Consider the following 17,909-nt stretch of genomic DNA (forward strand, 5'->3'; position numbering starts at 1 on the left):
TACCATGAACGAAAATTCCGACATCAAAATAGGTAAATCAGGGACTTTTTTCGAAAAGTTTCATAAAAGTCCTGCTCCGATGATGATCATTGATCTTCATAAAAAATGTTTGATTAAGGAGGCTAACAGCGCCTCTGCGGAATTTTTGGGATTGGGCAAGGGAAATGTGGTCGGCAAGGAATTGCCAAGGATATTACTGGGTGATGAGTATACCGACGACAGTTGTATCGCAATCAAGTCAAAATTCCTCGCGGGAAGCATTTCACTCGGATTTAAAGACAGCAGCGGAAGGGAAAAATTTGTAGAAATTTTTTCCGTACCTGTGTTCTATGAAGACAATTACTACGATCTGGTAATGTTGAAAGACTTGACGGCTGCGATAAGAGAGGAAAAACTGCGTAGAGCAACAAACCTCATCTCAGAAGCTGCAAATGTGTCCTTCGATCTTTTCAAGTTGTACGAGAGTGTTCATCATATCGTATCAGATTTGATGCCAGCAAAAAATTTCTTCATGTCACTCGTGGACGAGGAAAAAAAGACCATATCGTTCCCTTATTTTGTGGATGAAATAGATTCACCCGAGGGACCAGTTTCACTTCCTGAAAGACCAATTGATTCAAAAACATTGACAAGTTATGTCATCAGAAAGGGGATTCCTCTCCTTTTAGGCAGAACTGATTTTGCCAATCTCGAGAGATTGGGAGTAATTGAATTATATGGTGGCGACTGCGAAGAGTGGATGGGAGTTCCGCTTAAGAACAATGAAGGGAAGATAATCGGGGTCATCGTGGTTCAGAGATATGATGACAGTACAAGAAAATATGATCAGATTGATGTCGATACACTGAATTTTGTCTCCAACCAGATAGCCATGGCTATTGAACTGAAGAAAAAGGAAGAGATTCTCAAAGAGAGTGAAGCCAAATACCGTTCTCTGATTGAGAATTTGAATGACATTATTTACATCTATGATATCAAAGGTAATCTTAGATATATAAGTCCTGCAGTGGCAAATTACGGATATACAGTAGAGGAATTAACCGGCAAAAACCTGAATCATATTGTTCACGAAGAAGATATGATTAAGTTTAAGAAGCATACTCTTGAAGTCTTGAAAGGTGATGTCCAGCCAATTACGGTGAGACTGTATGACAAGCAGGGTGAAATTCATTATTTTCATACAATTAACAGTGTTATTGAAGAAGATGGCAAGAAACTGATCAATGGTACTCTGAGCGATATTACCGAGAGAGTAAAGATTGAGGACGAACTGAAAAGCAGTGAACAGAAACTGATGGAAGCCAATCACGCTAAAGACCGGTTCTTTTCAATCCTTGCTCACGATTTGAAGAGCCCTTTCACCGGTATACTCGGTTTCTCGGAGTTCCTTCTGAATGATATCGCAGATTTGAGTATGGATGAGATTAGTGAATTTGCCGGGAGAATCAATTCTTCTGCGAAAGCTATCCTTGAATTGCTCAACAATCTTTTAGACTGGTCGAGAATTCAGTCGAACAGATTAAAATTTGTACCTGATGAAGTGACAGTTTCACACATTCTCTACAAAGTAAATTCTGTTCTAATGCCTCTGACAATAGAAAAGGGTTTGGAACTGATAATGGATCTCGATGATGAGATAAAAGTGATGGCCGATGAAGACATGCTTCAGACAGTTTTTCGAAATCTGATTTCCAACAGCATCAAGTTTACCCCTAGAGGAGGCAGCATCATAGTTTCGGGTGAGGTCGAGGATGACCGGATTAGATTTTCAGTAAGTGATTCGGGCGTTGGGATGCCCCCCGAGACTGTAGCCAAGCTGTTTAAGATAAATGAGCTGGTGACAACATCCGGAACGGAGAATGAGAAAGGGACAGGTTTGGGTCTTCTTCTATGCTATGAATTCGTGAAGCGACACGGTGGTGTGCTTGAAGTTGAGAGTCGTGTTGGCGAAGGAACAACTTTTAGTTTTACAATTGCTTTGGCCTAATTTTCGTTCTTGCTGTGCAACAATTTATGAAGTTGAACGATTTCATAAACCGGACTTCCTTTAGTTACCGGTAACATTTGCCTGGTATCTACACTTCCATCCTTTTGATAATCAAAAACTATGATTTCCTTCTTTTTACTGTCGAAATATGAAGCTTTTTTGATAAAATATTTTGCTTCCTTCAAAGATACTGTGTAAATTATCACTTCGGTAAAATATTTCCCGGCAACGCCCGGTATCGACTGTTCAGAGTTGTATTCCGTTTTTACGGGCTGATCAAAAACATCGCTTTTTGCTAAAGCAAGGGAAGAAAGGTCGTAGTAAACAACAGCAAATTTGTTTTTCGACAGTTCTTTCCATATCTCCTTAACCGGTGTATTTTGAGCGGAAACCGCAAATAACAAACTGAAGAAGAAAAGACAAACTGCCATGAAATTTTTTACAGCCATTGGTTTCAATCTTTCTTATTATAGCAGGATAAAAATTTACTCATCATTTCTCAATCTATAGAGGAAAAAAATGAAAGCTCAAGCATTTCTATTTTATATCGTATTTTCAATTCTCGTTAGTGCACAACCTGTGACATTTGAGATGAAGACATTTGAAAAAGTTTACAACGGCAAAAATGGGAATAAAGATTCTCTTTTTGTGTTCAAAATTACTTACCCTGAATTTACCGGGAAAGATGGTTTCGTTATCAGTGCCATTAAGATGAATGAGAATGTATCCAACCTTACGATGGGTCAAAAGGAGGGAGAAAGTCTCATGGAGCAGTTTAATTCAATGGTTGCCTTTATTTCCGAGGAAGAGGATTCATCCTGGTTTTTTGGAAACTGGAGTTTCACCACTCAGATTACGCCAGTGATGATAACCGACGATATCATGACATTCTATTTTTCGCACGACGAGTATATGGGTGGAGCCCACCCTAATTACTTTATGGGGGCGCTAAACTTCCTGGTGAAGACAGGAGAGGAAATTACTTTCGATCAAATCTTCAAACCCGGTGCAAAAGAAGAACTGAACCGCATGGGTGAGATTATTGTAAGAAAGGAAAGAGAAATACCCGCGAATCAGACTCTTTCAGACTATGGATACTGGTTTGAGAATGATAAATTTGAACTGAATGAAAATTTTAGCATTTCCCATGATGCTATTACTTTTACTTTCAATCCTTATGAAGTGGGTCCTTATGCAATCGGACCTACGGATGTTAAATTTCCATGGTCGAGTGTCAAACACCTCGTCAAGGCAGACGGTCCACTTGCCAAATTAGCCGGAAAGTAACGGATTGAAACCCACAATGTTTTTATTTAGCAGGAGAGTATACACATGACACAGAAGAAAACCAATCGACTTGCAAACGAGAAAAGTCCATATTTGCTTCAACACCGTTTCAATCCGGTTGACTGGTATCCCTGGGGTGCAGAGGCATTCCGAAAGGCAAAAGAAGAGGATAAACCGGTCTTTCTTTCAATCGGATATTCCACCTGCCATTGGTGCCATGTAATGGAGCATGAGTCGTTTGAGGATGAAGTTGTGGCAAAGATATTAAACGACAGTTTTGTCTCCATCAAGGTGGACCGGGAAGAAAGACCTGATATCGATTCAATTTACATGGCCGTCTGTCAGATGATTGCGGGAAGTGGTGGCTGGCCTCTTACTGTGGTTCTGCAACCGGACAAAAAACCGTTTTTTGCAGGTACTTATTTTCCCAAAGAGTCCCGTTACGGCAAGACCGGTCTTATCGATCTTTTGAACAAGATAATCGTTTTATGGAAGGAGAGAAGGAGCGAAATAAATGCTTCAGCTACTCAAATAACCCAGGTATTGAATGAAACGCCCGGCAGAGGCGAATCATCAAAAATCCCTGTAGAGGTATTTGATACGGCTTTTTCACAGTTTGGCGAAAGATTCGACCCTGTGCATGGGGGATTTGGTTCTTCACCAAAGTTTCCTTCTCCCCACAACCTGATCTTTCTGCTTCACTATTTCGTTAATTCCGGAAATCCCAAGGCATTGGAAATGGCTGAAAAAACCCTGATTTCGATGCGATTGGGAGGGATTTATGATCATTTGGGAGACGGATTTCACCGCTACTCTACCGATGAAGAGTGGAGGTTACCCCACTTCGAAAAGATGCTGTACGATCAGGCGATGTTGATTCTGGCTTACGCGGAAGCCCTCAAAATTACCGGCGATAGCTTTTACTCCGTAACCATTGATGGAATTGTAAAATACCTTCTGAATGATATGAAATCGAAAGAGGGTGGATTCTACAGTGCCGAAGATGCAGACAGTGAGGGTGAAGAGGGGAAATTTTATGTCTGGACGATCGACGAGCTAAAAGAGATAATGCAAGAAGAGTTTGACACTTTTTCCCGGTTGTTCGAGGTGGACGAAAGAGGCAATTTCATCGACAAAGTGAGAGGCGGATACACGGGTGAAAATGTTATTTTCCTAACCGAGCCGCTTGAAAAGATGGCTGTTGATCAGGGTGCGGAACCGGATCATTTTACCTCAAAATTTGAGGCATACAGAGAGAAACTTCTGGCGGTAAGAAATGAGAGAATCCGGCCGTCACTTGATGACAAAATTCTTACTGACTGGAATGGACTTCTGATGGCTGCCCTCGCATCCGCAGGAAGAGTTTCAAAAAAGCATGAATACATTCTGGAAGCTGAGAGAATTCATCTCTTCATAGAAAGAAAAATGGTCACAAACGGACTCCTTTTCCACCGGTACAGAATGGGCGATTTGGCAATTCCTGCTTTTCTTGACGATTTTGCGTTTTATCAGCTCGGTTTAATCGAGTTGTATCGTGCAACTTTCGATGCTATTTATCTCCTTAGAGCAAGGAATTATGTATCCACCATGCTAAATTACTTTTTGGACAAGAAGAACGGCGGCTTTTTTCAAACATCGGAACTTTCAGAGGATCTTCCTGCAAGATGGAAGGATGTTTACGATGGCGCCATTCCATCGGGAAATTCGGTTGCGTTGAAAGTCCTGATTGCATTATATCATTATCTCGGTGATGCTTCATTCCTGAACCATGCAGAAAATCTGATTGCATCATTCACTAAGAATATCGAACGGGCACCATTTGCGCACGCATATTTTCTGCATGCCATCGAGCCACTGATTTATCCTTCTTACGAACTCGTGATTGCAGGTGAGGCAGATCATCCCGAGATAAAAGCCGCTCTGGTCGAATTGGGCAAGCCGGCTTACGAAAATGTATTTGTCATTCTGAAAGATAAGAAAAACAGCAAAATTCTGGCTGAAATCGCTCCTTTTACTTCGACCATGGATATAACAGAAGGAGGGTGTTTCTTTTATCTGTGCAGTAATTCGGTCTGTGAACTGCCGGTTCCAACTGCAAAGGAACTGTTCTTTAAGATGGAAAAATAGATTCGAATATCTGACCGAAATTACAATTATTAATTATTAACCTTTATAAATGGAACATACATGAGTATTAAAAGACTGTTATTTATCCTGATTTTATTTATTTCGAGCTTGATGTCACAGGATACAATACTGTTTATGTCCTATAATTTGCTAAGTTACCCGGGAACCGATGCTTCAACCAGAAATGGCTATTACAAAACAATTACTCAGGCTGTGAAACCCGATATTCTGGTAGTTCAGGAGATTACATCTCAAATCGGTGTTGATGGCTTTTTAGTAAATGTATTGAAGACTTTCTCGCCGAATTATAATAAAGGGGCATTTCTCGACGGTCCCGACAGCGATAATGCCATATTTTATGACAGTACAAAATTTGATTATTTGAGTAATACTGCCTATCCGACAGAGTTGAGGACGATTAACCTCTTTCAGGTGAGGCACAAAGTTACCCTCGATACTCTCTTTATTTTTTCAGTCCATCTTAAAGCGAGTACGGGTGCGACCAACGAAGCACAGCGGGGCAGGGAAGTGGATGTGTTGCGAAATGTAACAAACAGTTATCCTCCCGGAAGGAACTTCCTTGTTTGCGGTGATTTCAATATTTATGGTTCAACAGAGGTTGCCTATCAAAAATTAAAAGCTGTAACTGCAGGTACACAGGGCCATTTTATTGATCCGATAGTGATGTCGGGTACTTTCAATCAGTCACAGTATGCAATCCACCACACCCAATCACCAAGAACCCGGCAGTTTGGTGGCGGTTCAACGGGTGGTATGGATGACCGTTTTGATATGATACTTTTCTCACAGGCAATTTCCGATACAGGCGGTATAGAATATGTAAGGAATTCGAACACTGCGTACGGGAATGACGGACAGCATTATAACGATTCGATCAATCGTCCTCCAAATACGGCAGTAGGTCAAACGATCGCAAATGCAATTCATTATGCATCCGATCATATTCCGGTTTATCAGAAATTTATATTCAAGCAAACCCCTGTGAGTGTTGAGAACGAGGTGATCCCCGGTTCATTTTATGTTGAGAATGCATATCCAAACCCGTTCAATCCCTCCACAACAATCGCTTGGAACCTTCCTTCAACAGGAATGGTTAAGTTGTCATTTTATAATGCGTTAGGACAGCTTGTTTCAACTGAATCTATGGGTATGATGGCTGCCGGCAAGGGAAGTTATATCTGGGATGCAAGCGGATTGTCTTCCGGAATATATTTCGCCAGAGTGGAGTTTCTGTCAGAAACCGGAAGCTATTCACAGTTTGTGAAATTGAATTTGATGAAGTAGAAATAAAAAGAGGCTGCCTGATTTAGAAAACCGGGAAGCCTCTTTTTTTTAATGTAAGGGGGGATTATTCGCCGAAGCAGATACCGAGTTCACGGGCAGTTCTGACTGTATCACCGTTCGGATCAACCAGTCTGAGTTTACCTATGGCTTGCTCAATTGGTATATAAGTCATTCTTGGTGGTGCACTTGCGACCATCACACCTGAATGTCCTTCTTCAAGAGCTCTAACTGCAGCCGCTCCAAATCTAAGGGAGAGGAGCCGGTCAAATGTAGTAGGGCTTCCGCCTCTAAGCAAATGTCCAAGTATTGCGGTTCTCACTTCTTTTTTAGTGAGATCCTGAAGCTGGACTGCGACTCTCTCGGCAGCGCCGCCCAGTCGTTCAGCTTTTCCGGCTTCCTTTTCGATAACCGCATAACCGCCATCTTTTGGGAAAGCACCTTCAGCCACGACAACTATTGCATAATCTTTCTCTTCTGTGAAGGAATTGTGAAGATGTTCTGCAACAACTTTAATGTCGTAGGGGATCTCGGGTATGAGAATAACATCTGCAGAACCTGAAACACCCGAGTTAAGAGCTATCCAGCCTGCATATCTTCCCATCACTTCAACTACGAGTATTCTCTTGTGTGCTTTTGCCGTGTAGTGAAGTCTGTCGATACATTCAGTCGCAAATGAGACTGCTGTATCGAAACCGAAAGTGATGCTTGTTCCGTCAAGATCGTTGTCAATTGTTTTGGGCACGCCGACAATTCTGACACCTTTTTTAGCAAATTCATTTGCCATTGAAAGAGAGCCGTCACCACCGATAGCAACTACTGCATCGATATTATTTCTTTTTAATCCATCAACTATTTCGTCTGATCTGTCAACTTCAACAACAGTACCGTTGGCAGTTTTCATAGGAAACTTTAGGGGATTTCCTCTGTTTGTTGTGCCGAGTATGGTACCACCCATCGCCGTGATATCTTTCACAAGCTCCGGGGTGAGTCTTATTAGTCCATCTCCGTTTGGGTAGTGAGCCGGAAGAAAAACGCCGTTATAGCCGTCTTTGATCCCGTAAACTTCCCATCCTCTTTTGATTGCAGCCATCGTTACCGCCTTTATAACGGCGTTCAGTCCGGGGGCATCTCCACCACCGGTGTTAACTGCAATTCTTTTTATTTCTCCACTATTCATAATTCATTCCTTTTTGGTTCGATTGTCTATTAATCGAATTAATGAGCTTCGTAAAGCCCGATCTTATTCCCGTCAGGATCTTGAATAACAGCATACCAGCCATAAACAGGGATAACAGTTTTATCCTTGAAGATAGATCCGCCATTATTTTTGATCAGTTTTGTTGTATCCTCTATATCGTCAACCAAAATGTGGAATACAGGTGAATCACCATGTGTAACTTCTTTAACTTTGCGAACACCAATGGTTGTACCCTGACGACTGTTGCAAAGCAGATATCCATTACCAAACTCTTTTAGGTCCCATCCAAACACGGCTTCAAAAAACTTTTTTGATCTTTCAACATCGGTTGCCGGAATTTCAACATGAGCGATAAGGTGATGCGACATAAATAATCTCCAATTTATATTTGTGTAACAATATCTTAAAAAAGATTTTCTAAAATATAATTATACTAAAATTTGCGATTTTTACAGTAGTGATGGAGTGAGAAAAATTGAAATGATGTGATGGAAGGTTAAAAAATAGATAGATTCGGGAAGAAAATCGATCGAAAATCTTCCCGTTTCTTTGCTGAAAATGGTTATTCTTCGTTATGAATTTGGAAGGAATGAGTGATAGTCATGGCTTTTTCGTACATCTTGGTGACCCCACAATACTTGGTCTGGGAGAGTTCAATTGCCCGTTCCACATCTGACTCCTTGATTCCCTTACCCTTAAAGATATAATCGATGTTCATCGAAGTGTAAACTTTCGGATGATCATCAGACATTTCTGCTGTGATGTTAATTTCAAAGGATCTGACATCAATTCTTTTTTTCTGAAGAATTGAAACAACATCACTCCCTGTGCATCCAGCGAGAGCGAGTAACATCAATTCTTTTGGACGAATTCCGGCGTTGCTTCCGCCAAAATCTTCGGGGCCATCCATTGTTATCCAGTGATTTGAGTCGGTTTTACCGACAAAACTGATTCCGTTTATTTGTTTTACATAAGCTTTTACTTGTGACATATATTCTCCAATTAAATAATTTCCTTACAGTTGGATTGTAATATTCGAAAAAAGATTCAAATTATTGAATATGCTTTGAAATTTATAAAACAAAAGTGTAAGTTTAACCCTGAAAAATTTGAAATGGAGCTAAAATGCACGCACTGCTTAAGAAAATGAATTTTAAAGGACACGGTCCCATTCTTCTGATAAATCACCCTGAAGAGTTTAAACATCTGATCGATGAGTTTCAACCTGAAACGGGTGTTCACTGTAAATCATGCTTGAACAAATATCCCTTTTCACTCGTTTTTGTAAAGTCTGCAGAGGATATTTTAGAGCAGGCCTCCAAAGTGGATGCGATCCTGGAACAGGATGGTTTGAACTGGTGGGCTTATCCGAAAAAGAGCTCCAAAAAATACAAGGTTGATATCGATCGTGACAATGGCTGGCAAGTGCTTGGCGATCTGGGATATGAACCGGTCCGCATGGTTGCCATAGATGAAGACTGGTCTGCAGTCAGGTTCCGGAAAGCCTCATTGATAAAAAACATGAAACGGGATGAAAGCTGGAGAATGAGTAAGAAAAAGGATTAGTTTAAATGAAGTTTTAAAGAAAACCGGGATACAGTTTCTAACAAAGCTGAATCCCGGTTTTTTTTTCTATGGGTTTATTTCACAAGCCTGAGTACAGGATATTTTGTTCCTGCTTTTATGAGATAATCAAAGTATTTGTAAGTAGCAAGCCCGATGATACTTTTTGGTTCAAGAGCCTGTACAACTACATTTCCACCCAACTGCCGGGTTGTGAGGAGGTAATAATCGCCTTTCAGTTCCTTTGAAGTGAGTGTGGCAGTTGAATAACCGGGATTAATTACTATATCTCCTTCAAAATCCATCGAATCAATCTTTGTAATCATATACTCCTCGATACGATCGGATTTATCGGGTGAATATTTTGTCATAATAAATTTATGCCGGTTAGCCCAGTTTACAAGCTCTTTGTCGTCAGCGGGAATGAGGTAGCCTGCCGGTTTCACCACATCAAAAACCGATTTGACAACGGGACGATAGTCGTTCACAAAAACAACAGTGTCTTTTCCGGTTGCCAAGGTGAGAAGGTGCATCTCAAGTTTTTTACCGTTTCCGGTGTGTATCATTTGAATTGCAACTTTTTCAGGTGATCCATCCACGATTTTCTTCTTCTCGACCTCCACCATTTCCTTGATTTTTCCTGCATTTTCGAACATAAATTTAAGATATGCAGTCATACCGGTTTTTTGCGAGTTTGACCTTGTTTTGATGTTCTCAACCGAATCAATGCCGTTTTTCCCTTCCTGAATGAACGAGAGTGTGCCGAGCGATCCAAAGCCCTGTCTGCCGTCATTTATGTCGTAGGTACTGTGTCTAATATATTCCTTTTCCGGGGGACCACCGGGGGTATATTCAGCGTATGAAAAACCGGCACTTCTTACATATTTCGCCAGGAAAGGGAGATATTCATTTTCAGAGAAATTTCGAAGTGCTTCGGGTGTGTTTATGTTGGTCAATCTTCCGGCGGTGACATCGGAATTTTTTATGTAACCTGTTTCCATCCAGCTTTCAGAATAGGGGGAATACTCATGCACATCCATCGAGACATCAAAATTGTAACGATTGTAGAAGTTGTGCAATCCCTGATTCTCGGGTTGTAACAGGAGCAGATGATCGCGGTTCAGGTCGGCACCATTCCCGTTTCTTCTTCTGTTACCCTCATTCCCGTCGGGGTTCATCATGGGTACAATGGCTATATCAAGTTTTTCAAGGAGCGGGGAGAGGTCTCCTGAAACGAGGTCGCGGATCAGCATGAGAGCCCCTTCTTTACCGGAGGGTTCATCACCATGCTGTTGGGCAAACAGTAAAACTTTGAGCTTGGCAGGGTCGGTACCAAATTCTTTTAGAGAAAATTTCAGAATGGGAATTTCCCTTCCTTTTGCAGAGACTGCTATCGTTTCTGTTACAAAAGGAGCTTTTGTTTTTGGAAGTTTGCCAATAAAATCAAGAACCTGGGCATGTGATGTCAGCTTTTTAAAATTTGATTCTTCCAGTGGGGTCGTAATTTTTTGGGGCAGTAAAAGAGCTGTGAGAAGCAGAAAACAGAAGGATAAACGGTTCAAAATATCGTCCTTTAATTTTGTGTGATTGAAAGCCTAAAATTAACACTTTTGATTCATTCCATCCCTTCAACTTTCTCAAACAGCACGGATCAAATTAAAAAAATATTTTAGTTTGCAAACATTTCCCTTGACTTTGTCATTAATACCTGTTAAATTACCCATACAAATGTATGGTATTTTGGAAAACAAACACCCGGAACGAGAGATGACAAGAAATTTAACGGAAACGCAACAGAAGATACTCCAGTTCATCATAGATTTTCGTGATGAAAAAGGGTGGCCCCCGTCTCTATCCGAGATAGCGGAAAAATTCGGCTATAAAAACCGTTCAACAGTACGGGAGCACCTTCAGGCACTGGAGAAAAAGGGACTCATCCAAAGGGATGAAAAAACAGCAAGGGGAATTGAGCTGAAACTCGATGAAAACATGTTCGTAACCCGGCCGATAATCGGTGAGGCTGCTGCGGGAAGTCCCGTTACAATCTATCCGGGAGCAATAGATACGGTTGATCTGCCGAATATGATAAAAATACCAAGGGAGTCGTTCCTTCTGAAGGTGAAGGGGCAGAGTCTTAAGGATGCCTATATCTTCAACGGTGATGTGATCATTGTGAATCCGAATGTGGAACCCGTAAATGGTCAGATTGTTGCGGCTGTGCTCGATGACGGTGCGGTTGTTAAGCGATACTTCAAAAAAGGGAAAAACATTGAACTGGTATCCGAGAATCCGGAGTTTCTCCCGATCACGGTGGATGAGTCATATCGCCACTTCCATATCGTTGGAGTTGTGGTGGGGATATACCGGAGTATGGAAGCCAAACCAAACCGTTATTCTTAAAGGAAGCGACCGAGATGATAAAGTTTAATATCGGAACTGCCGGGTGGTCATATAAAGACTGGGCACCCGTGTTTTATCCGCAAAAGCAGAGTTCTGATTTCAACAAGCTCACTTTTTACTCCCGTTATTTTAATTGTGCTGAAATCAACTCCACATACTATCAGTATGCTCATCCCGGTATGGCTCTCGAATGGTTGAAAAAAGTTGAAAAGAAAGATGACTTCCTGTTTACGGTAAAACTTCATCAGGATTTCACCCACAAACGGGAGTATGTGAAGCAAAATATTGATGCGGTCAGGAGCGTCCTCAATGTTCTCGTCAGGGGGGAACGGTTCGGAGGACTGTTGATTCAATTCCCGTATTCCTTCCCTTTCAATGAAGTGACGGCAAACTACCTGATCAATCTGAACGATGAGTTTTGTGGATATCAAAAATTTCTGGAAGTGCGGCACAAATCGTGGGACAGTAATGATGCTGCAAAATTTTGCCGGGAGTGGGGACTCATTACTGCGAGCATCGACCAGCCACAAATCGGAGAATCTTTGCCGTTTCGTTTTAATATCGTGAACAGAAGGGCTTATATCCGTCTCCACGGGAGAAACGAGGAGGGATGGCTAAAGTCGATCTCAAATTTCGGAAAGCTGCAGAGCTATGAAGCTCAAAATGAAAGATACCGCTACCTCTACTCATCAGGTGAAATTGCAGAACTCGCTCAAATCATTAAGCGGTCACTTCATGAGTTGAAAGAAGTGTATGTCATCTTTAATAACCATCCTGCCGGGAATGCACCTGCGAATGCACTCGAGCTTATCCACTACATCGAAGAAAAGGTAAAAGTGGAAATGCCCGCTCAAATGAGCAACTATTTCCCCGCATTGAGGGTAATCAGCAAAGACCTTGAGCCGGAGTTGTGGGTACAAGATGGTGTGAGGTGAGTGCCTGAGTACTTGAGTTACTCAAGTTCTCAAGTACTTCTGAGGTTCCGAAATTCCGAGGTACTTCGAGCCATTTTGTTTTAAAGACTAATATTATTATTTTGAATATTCAAAATAGAATTATGAAACAAATCGGAACAATTCATCGGACAGATAAATGAGAAATGGAGTAATACAGAACCTCGGAGTTTCAGAACCTCAGAATTTTCGAGATACTGAAATTCCGTTGTTCAACAAATTATCAAAACTAAAGAAGACCGAGCAATGATCAATAAATATACTTTCTTCAGTTGTATTATTTTTACCACTTTATTAACTCAAACCCTGAGGGCACAGGTACCAAACGAAATTCTCTTCGGAACTTATGTAGCAAGTTCACCCGATATAAGTACATTACATGAGTATTGGGATACAAACCTGGTGAAACTTGGTTTTAACAGCATAGTTCAAACAGTGGTTCATCCCGTAATATATGATTCATTAAGAAGAGCAGATCCTGTAAAGTGGGGAGACAACAGGAACTCACTCGCCGGGTCATCGTTTGGTAATATTGTAGCGTTAAACAGCCTGTGGAATGTTTCCGATCAAACTGAGAAGCAGGTTGACTGGGTGAACATCCTTTCACAGGGAGTTTATAATATATGGGAGGCTGAAGGAGGTAGTGGTGGTTTCGAGAGTAGTTTTATTAAGATGTATAGAAATGAAGTTTTCTCAACAAAAGTTGTAATTGAAGGCGACACATTAATTAAAAGTGCTGGCGACCTTTGGTTACAAGATACGAACTCAATAGAAAATACTAATGGAATTGTATTAATCCAAGGTCCATTCATTTATCAGGATAAATATTACAAGTTCACTCATCTCTTGGCTACTCCAGATAAAAATCATATTAACTATTTAGCAATTTTTAAATTAGGGATTGGACATAGACCAGATACTAATATTACTGCGTGTAAATTAAGAGTATTCGCCAGATACCTTAATGAGTCAAACCAAATTATCGATCTTAAACTTGCAGAAAGAATCGTAAAGACCGATAGTTTAAGTTCTGAAGGATTAACTAAAATAATCTTGGAATATAATCTGAGTGGAATAGATGATAATTTTTTTATTGAATCAGGAAAGAATCCAGAAAAATTGAGAATTGATGTGCCAGCATCTGCTACAATATATTATGAGGTTTTGATACCTTCTGGTACATTGCCTTCCCAATATGGAGATTTATACCTTGACAATATCGAAGTGATGGATAGAATGGTGTGGTACAATTACGGAAGTAGTTCAAATAGAATAAAACAATTACTGACCAATTACAACGAAACATGGCAAAATGGTGATACAGGTAATGTTTATCAGGACAAAATCCGTTATTTCTACACAATGGATGAACCGCACAGTTACGACCATTTTCTTCCGTACAAAAAAGTTGAAGATGTTCAACGAACCCTCTCCAACCCGTTGAGAGACAAGATGATGCTGACCAAAATGTATCCGGAATTCAGCGGGAATAAGGAAGGTCTGAATGTTCTAGACACCTGGGGTAAGGTCGTAAAACCCCGAAAGTTCATGTTCTGGTATTTCACAATATTCAAAGATGATTTTGAAACACAATTAATGCAGCACCAGTTAAGAGAGAGACTGATTGAGGCAGTAAGACACGACAGGGACTTTTTCTTCACTGCACAGACATGGGGAAGTAAAATGTTGGATCGCAACGATTACCATTATTATAAAACACCGGGTGGTGTGGAGATACTTGGTCAGTCAATTATGTCTCTTGCATTCGGTTGTAAGGGGATATTCTATGAGACATATTACACATATAAATCCAGTCACAAGGATTGGAAGGATTATATCGTAGAAGGCCTCGTAGGTAAAGACACACTCGATTACAAAACCCCGAGAGCAAACGACAGGGGTTTATATGATATGGTTGGGAGAATCGGACAAAGACTGAAAGGTGAACTTGGCAAAACACTTTTCAAACTGAACTACTCTGATTGGTCGGCGTACATCTACAACATGCCGCGCAACCACGGTGCTGTACAGAAAGGAAGAGACACTTACGGTGGGGGAATAAACCGTGTTGAAATATATGACGAAAACGAACTGATATATCCATCTGACAAATGGTACAGTTTTGGAGTTACAAGACTGACAAGAAAAATACCCTTCCACCCTTACGAAGATTACTACTTTTTTTACAATGCCAACACATTCTCTGATGGTGATCCGACCGAATACAGCCAATACACAGATTACCTTAAGGTTGGATTAAAATCATTTCCAAAGAAAAATATCAGATTTTACAACATAGAGGGTGGTGAAAACTACAGTTTTACCAGGAACCTTAGCGGCATTTATGACACAATTTTCCGTTTAAGGATAAACAAGGGAGACGGAAAACTTTTCAGATTAATTCCGGTGGTTGCATCTACGGGGACCCTTCTGACAGATGAGGTGATTGGTAATGGTGAGATGATTACATCGGAGGGTACGGTAAGGGTTCCATCAGGAGTGACTCTGAAGATAGAGGGGAGTTACACTCTGCGGGACAGTCTTATCATAGAGGATGGAGGAGTACTCAGGCTTGAAGCGGGATCAACACTCACCCTTGATTCATCAAGTTCTGTTTATTGTGCGGGAAACTTGTACATAAATGGAACCGCCGGAAACGGGGTAACGATAAACTTCATTCAACCGGATGAATCGAAGCCAAATTCAATCTATCTCGGGAGAGAATCCACCGGGATAATAAAATATGCAGAGATAAAGAACGGACACACGGGATTATCAGCATTGAGCGGATTTGATACCCTTGTAATAGAGAACTGCAGATTTACCAACATCAGTAATTCAGCCATACTGTTAAACGGGGCAGGATATGACAAACCATTAATAAGGCACAACACTTACACCAATTGTAACTATGCAGTCTTTGCATCGAATCTTTCAACAGTTGTAGTAAACTCTGATTCAGCGAATACGAGGTCGGGTTACTGTTTCACGGGAGTATCGGACCTTTGGTTTGGAAACAACAAGGTGACGGGGACACAAGAGGGGGTGGGCCTCACACTGACGGGTTGTCACGGTAATATATACAACAACAGTATCACAGGTCATACAGACGGTATTCTATTGGCGAACTCATTCCCTAAGATCGGTGGCAATGAGATCAGTAACAATACACAGAGGGGACTGGTTTGTGAGTATGGTTCGGTTCCTGATCTTGGTCAGTTCATTCAGGCGGGAGAATGTGAACAGATGTACGCATACCCTTTGTCAGGATATAACACGATCCATGATAACGGTGGTGAGGGAACCGATGAGATGAACGCAGAGATATATCTCGACAACTCGTCAATTATCATGTCCGGAGGAATGAATGCTTTGATGGATGACGGAACCGTTGCAATCATCGCCGGAAAGTGCCCGGATGATCCGCTTGATCTTTCGGGTAACTACTGGGGGGAGAGCGGATACGAAAACCTGACATTCAACCTGAACTCGAGTGTGACATATCAACCTGAAGTAACAACATACTCACCCTTTGTTTCAACTGACTGCCCGTTCGTAATAAATCTGAGTACATTATCATTCACGGACACGCTGCACAGAATTAGTAATGCAGTACCCGAAGAAGGAGGAGAGCGGGCGGAGAGATATATGGCAGCAGGCATGTACGACAGTGCATATACAGAATACCAACAGATGTCTCTTACCGTAACTAATGATACTACGGCGGTAAACACACTACCTTTGCGAGGGATGTACAGAAGCGGAAAACTAACGAGCAACAAGTCGGAGAAACTGTTCCTTTTGAATCAAAAGACAGATTCATTGCTGGGTGTGGCAGCAGATACCAATGTGTTAAAAACCCTTAAAAAGCTTAAGGTTTATATGGAAGCAGACAACGATAACCTTCCGGAGGCACAGTCGCTAGCCTCTCTGAACACGGCAGGCACACTTACACCCGAAGACCGGTACCACGCTCAGACAGAGGAACTGACGATTGCACTAAGAGGTGCAGCACAGAACAAAGCGATGAAGAATGACGCAGGTACAGTGACAACACTAAATAAAGAGGGTATGAAATCGCTGATGAAGAGGCACGGTAACAGGTTCACGGTCAGGAAAGAACAAAAACCTGTGGAAGTAATTACCGAATACTCAATGATGCAAAACTATCCGAATCCGTTTAACAGTTCAACGGTGATAGAGTACGCACTGCCGAAGGAGGGTCTTGTAACGATTACTCTGTATGACATAGCGGGCAGATTGGTGAAGCAATTAGTAAATGAGCAAAAGGCACCGGGGAGATACAAGACAGTAATTGAGACGGGAAAACTTGCAAGCGGGGTGTATATTTACGCAATGAGAGTGAATGATATAAGCATCAACAAAAAGATGGTGATTTTAAAATGAACGAGACCGGAACAAATATAGTGTCTGACAGGGATGGACACTTCAGGCTTTCAAAACTCTTAAAAGTTTTGATTTTATCCACAATACTGGTTGTGCTTATAAGTTGTACAGGCTACTCCACAATCCGCTATGTGAAAGCGGGCAACCCGACACCTGTGTATCCATACACAAGCTGGGCAACGGCATCTGACAGCATACAGAAAGTTGTTGACATGTGTGAGAGTGGAGATACGATACTGATTGGAACGGGTATTTACAGGGAGCAGGTGGTATCAGAACACCAGGGAAGAGACCTTGCGATAATCGGTATTGATGTTGACAGTTGCATTGTGGATATGAGCGGGTTCCCACAGTTTGATAATGTGAGAGCATTCAAATTTAGAGATAATCTGATAATGGAGAACTTAACAATAAGGACAATCTTTTACCCCACAAATCACTCAGGCGTGTGGATCACAGTGCAATCAGGAGTCTCAAATATAAATATTAAAAATAACAAAATTTTAGGTGGTTTTTACAAATCTCTTTCCGTTTGGTCGTCAACAGGGGAGATACTTGGTAATTTAGTAGCAGGAGCAGATATTGGTTTAGAAACAAGTCAAAATTCTCTTTCGGGGACAATGAATGTTCAAGAAAATGTTTTTTTCGCTGTGCTAGGGGTGTAGTCGGCAGTTATGGATTA

Annotated in this window: 14 protein-coding genes; 9 read left to right on the top strand and 5 right to left on the bottom strand. The window is 41.3% G+C overall.

From position 1 onward, the window contains the following. The first annotated feature begins 4 nt into the window (after positions 1–4). Entirely contained in the window at positions 5–1,987 is a 1,983-nt protein-coding gene (locus tag J0L60_01935) for a PAS domain S-box protein (protein MBN8544866.1), read from the top strand. Here the strand turns inward: J0L60_01935 and J0L60_01940 are convergent. Next, positions 1,984–2,436, bottom strand: coding sequence for a hypothetical protein (locus J0L60_01940; GenBank protein MBN8544867.1), 453 nt, complete (start codon positions 2,434–2,436; stop codon positions 1,984–1,986). The genes J0L60_01935 and J0L60_01940 overlap by 4 nt on opposite strands. Before the next feature lie 70 nt (positions 2,437–2,506). Here J0L60_01940 and J0L60_01945 point away from each other — a divergent pair, with 70 nt between their 5' ends. Genes J0L60_01945 through J0L60_01955 form a run of 3 tightly spaced genes read left to right on the top strand, consistent with a single transcriptional unit; the run spans position 2,507 to position 6,706 of the window. After that, the gene (locus tag J0L60_01945) at positions 2,507–3,274 is read left to right on the top strand and encodes a DUF3298 domain-containing protein (GenBank protein ID MBN8544868.1); all 768 of its coding nucleotides are present in this window, start codon (positions 2,507–2,509) and stop codon (positions 3,272–3,274) included. 39 nt (positions 3,275–3,313) lie between these two features. Next, positions 3,314–5,401 carry a thioredoxin domain-containing protein gene (locus J0L60_01950; GenBank protein MBN8544869.1) on the top strand — a complete coding sequence of 696 codons (2,088 nt, stop codon included), beginning with the start codon at positions 3,314–3,316 and terminating at the stop codon, positions 5,399–5,401. A 60-nt stretch (positions 5,402–5,461) separates the two neighbouring features. Beyond that, positions 5,462–6,706: a T9SS type A sorting domain-containing protein gene (locus J0L60_01955; GenBank protein MBN8544870.1), complete on the top strand. Its 1,245-nt coding sequence runs from the start codon at positions 5,462–5,464 to the stop codon at positions 6,704–6,706. Positions 6,707–6,770: 64 nt separating this feature from the next. Here the strand turns inward: J0L60_01955 and J0L60_01960 are convergent, their stop codons facing one another. The 3 genes from J0L60_01960 to J0L60_01970 all read right to left on the bottom strand — a co-directional run bounded on the left by J0L60_01960 (position 6,771) and on the right by J0L60_01970 (position 8,895). Further along, positions 6,771–7,883 (bottom strand): ATP-dependent 6-phosphofructokinase, encoded by a 1,113-nt coding sequence (locus J0L60_01960; protein MBN8544871.1) that lies wholly within the window; start codon positions 7,881–7,883, stop codon positions 6,771–6,773. Positions 7,884–7,921: 38 nt separating this feature from the next. Then, positions 7,922–8,272, bottom strand: coding sequence for a VOC family protein (locus J0L60_01965; protein MBN8544872.1), 351 nt, complete (start codon positions 8,270–8,272; stop codon positions 7,922–7,924). 194 nt (positions 8,273–8,466) lie between these two features. Next, positions 8,467–8,895, bottom strand: a complete 429-nt coding sequence (locus J0L60_01970) for an OsmC family protein (GenBank protein ID MBN8544873.1) — start codon at positions 8,893–8,895, stop codon at positions 8,467–8,469. Positions 8,896–9,029: 134 nt separating this feature from the next. Here J0L60_01970 and J0L60_01975 point away from each other — a divergent pair, with 134 nt between their 5' ends. Then, a complete protein-coding gene (locus J0L60_01975) occupies positions 9,030–9,470 on the top strand; it encodes a hypothetical protein (GenBank protein MBN8544874.1) in 441 nt (146 codons plus the stop codon). A gap of 74 nt (positions 9,471–9,544) precedes the next feature. Here J0L60_01975 and J0L60_01980 read toward each other — a convergent pair whose 3' ends face one another. Continuing rightward, positions 9,545–11,029 (bottom strand): succinylglutamate desuccinylase/aspartoacylase family protein, encoded by a 1,485-nt coding sequence (locus tag J0L60_01980; protein ID MBN8544875.1) that lies wholly within the window; start codon positions 11,027–11,029, stop codon positions 9,545–9,547. Between the two features lie 205 nt (positions 11,030–11,234). On the opposite strand from J0L60_01980, the gene lexA reads away from it, so the two are divergent. The 4 genes from lexA to J0L60_02000 all read left to right on the top strand — a co-directional run bounded on the left by lexA (position 11,235) and on the right by J0L60_02000 (position 17,892). Continuing rightward, a complete protein-coding gene (gene lexA, locus J0L60_01985) occupies positions 11,235–11,867 on the top strand; it encodes a transcriptional repressor LexA (GenBank protein ID MBN8544876.1) in 633 nt (210 codons plus the stop codon). Between the two features lie 14 nt (positions 11,868–11,881). Further along, entirely contained in the window at positions 11,882–12,802 is a 921-nt protein-coding gene (locus J0L60_01990; protein ID MBN8544877.1) for a DUF72 domain-containing protein, read from the top strand. A 264-nt stretch (positions 12,803–13,066) separates the two neighbouring features. Continuing rightward, positions 13,067–17,227 (top strand): T9SS type A sorting domain-containing protein, encoded by a 4,161-nt coding sequence (locus J0L60_01995; GenBank protein ID MBN8544878.1) that lies wholly within the window; start codon positions 13,067–13,069, stop codon positions 17,225–17,227. Next, positions 17,224–17,892 carry a hypothetical protein gene (locus tag J0L60_02000; GenBank protein ID MBN8544879.1) on the top strand — a complete coding sequence of 223 codons (669 nt, stop codon included), beginning with the start codon at positions 17,224–17,226 and terminating at the stop codon, positions 17,890–17,892. Before J0L60_01995 ends, J0L60_02000 begins: the two co-directional genes overlap by 4 nt. Positions 17,893–17,909 lie beyond the last annotated feature (17 nt).

Source organism: Ignavibacteria bacterium, assembly GCA_017302895.1.
GTDB lineage: Bacteria > Bacteroidota > Ignavibacteria > Ignavibacteriales > Ignavibacteriaceae > UTCHB3.

What these genes read in the sequence shown, in the direction of transcription:
- J0L60_01955 (MBN8544870.1), top strand. Translation starts at nt 5,462, where the DNA reads ATGAGTATTAAAAGACTGTTATTTATCCTGATTTTATTTATTTCGAGC.
- J0L60_02000 (MBN8544879.1), top strand. Translation starts at nt 17,224, where the DNA reads ATGAACGAGACCGGAACAAATATAGTGTCTGACAGGGATGGACACTTC.
- J0L60_01990 (MBN8544877.1), top strand. Translation starts at nt 11,882, where the DNA reads ATGATAAAGTTTAATATCGGAACTGCCGGGTGGTCATATAAAGACTGG.
- J0L60_01970 (MBN8544873.1), bottom strand. Translation starts at nt 8,895, where the DNA reads ATGTCACAAGTAAAAGCTTATGTAAAACAAATAAACGGAATCAGTTTT.
- J0L60_01935 (MBN8544866.1), top strand. Translation starts at nt 5, where the DNA reads ATGAACGAAAATTCCGACATCAAAATAGGTAAATCAGGGACTTTTTTC.
- J0L60_01960 (MBN8544871.1), bottom strand. Translation starts at nt 7,883, where the DNA reads ATGAATAGTGGAGAAATAAAAAGAATTGCAGTTAACACCGGTGGTGGA.
- J0L60_01945 (MBN8544868.1), top strand. Translation starts at nt 2,507, where the DNA reads ATGAAAGCTCAAGCATTTCTATTTTATATCGTATTTTCAATTCTCGTT.
- J0L60_01995 (MBN8544878.1), top strand. Translation starts at nt 13,067, where the DNA reads ATGATCAATAAATATACTTTCTTCAGTTGTATTATTTTTACCACTTTA.
- J0L60_01965 (MBN8544872.1), bottom strand. Translation starts at nt 8,272, where the DNA reads ATGTCGCATCACCTTATCGCTCATGTTGAAATTCCGGCAACCGATGTT.
- J0L60_01940 (MBN8544867.1), bottom strand. Translation starts at nt 2,436, where the DNA reads ATGGCTGTAAAAAATTTCATGGCAGTTTGTCTTTTCTTCTTCAGTTTG.
- J0L60_01975 (MBN8544874.1), top strand. Translation starts at nt 9,030, where the DNA reads ATGCACGCACTGCTTAAGAAAATGAATTTTAAAGGACACGGTCCCATT.
- lexA (MBN8544876.1), top strand. Translation starts at nt 11,235, where the DNA reads ATGACAAGAAATTTAACGGAAACGCAACAGAAGATACTCCAGTTCATC.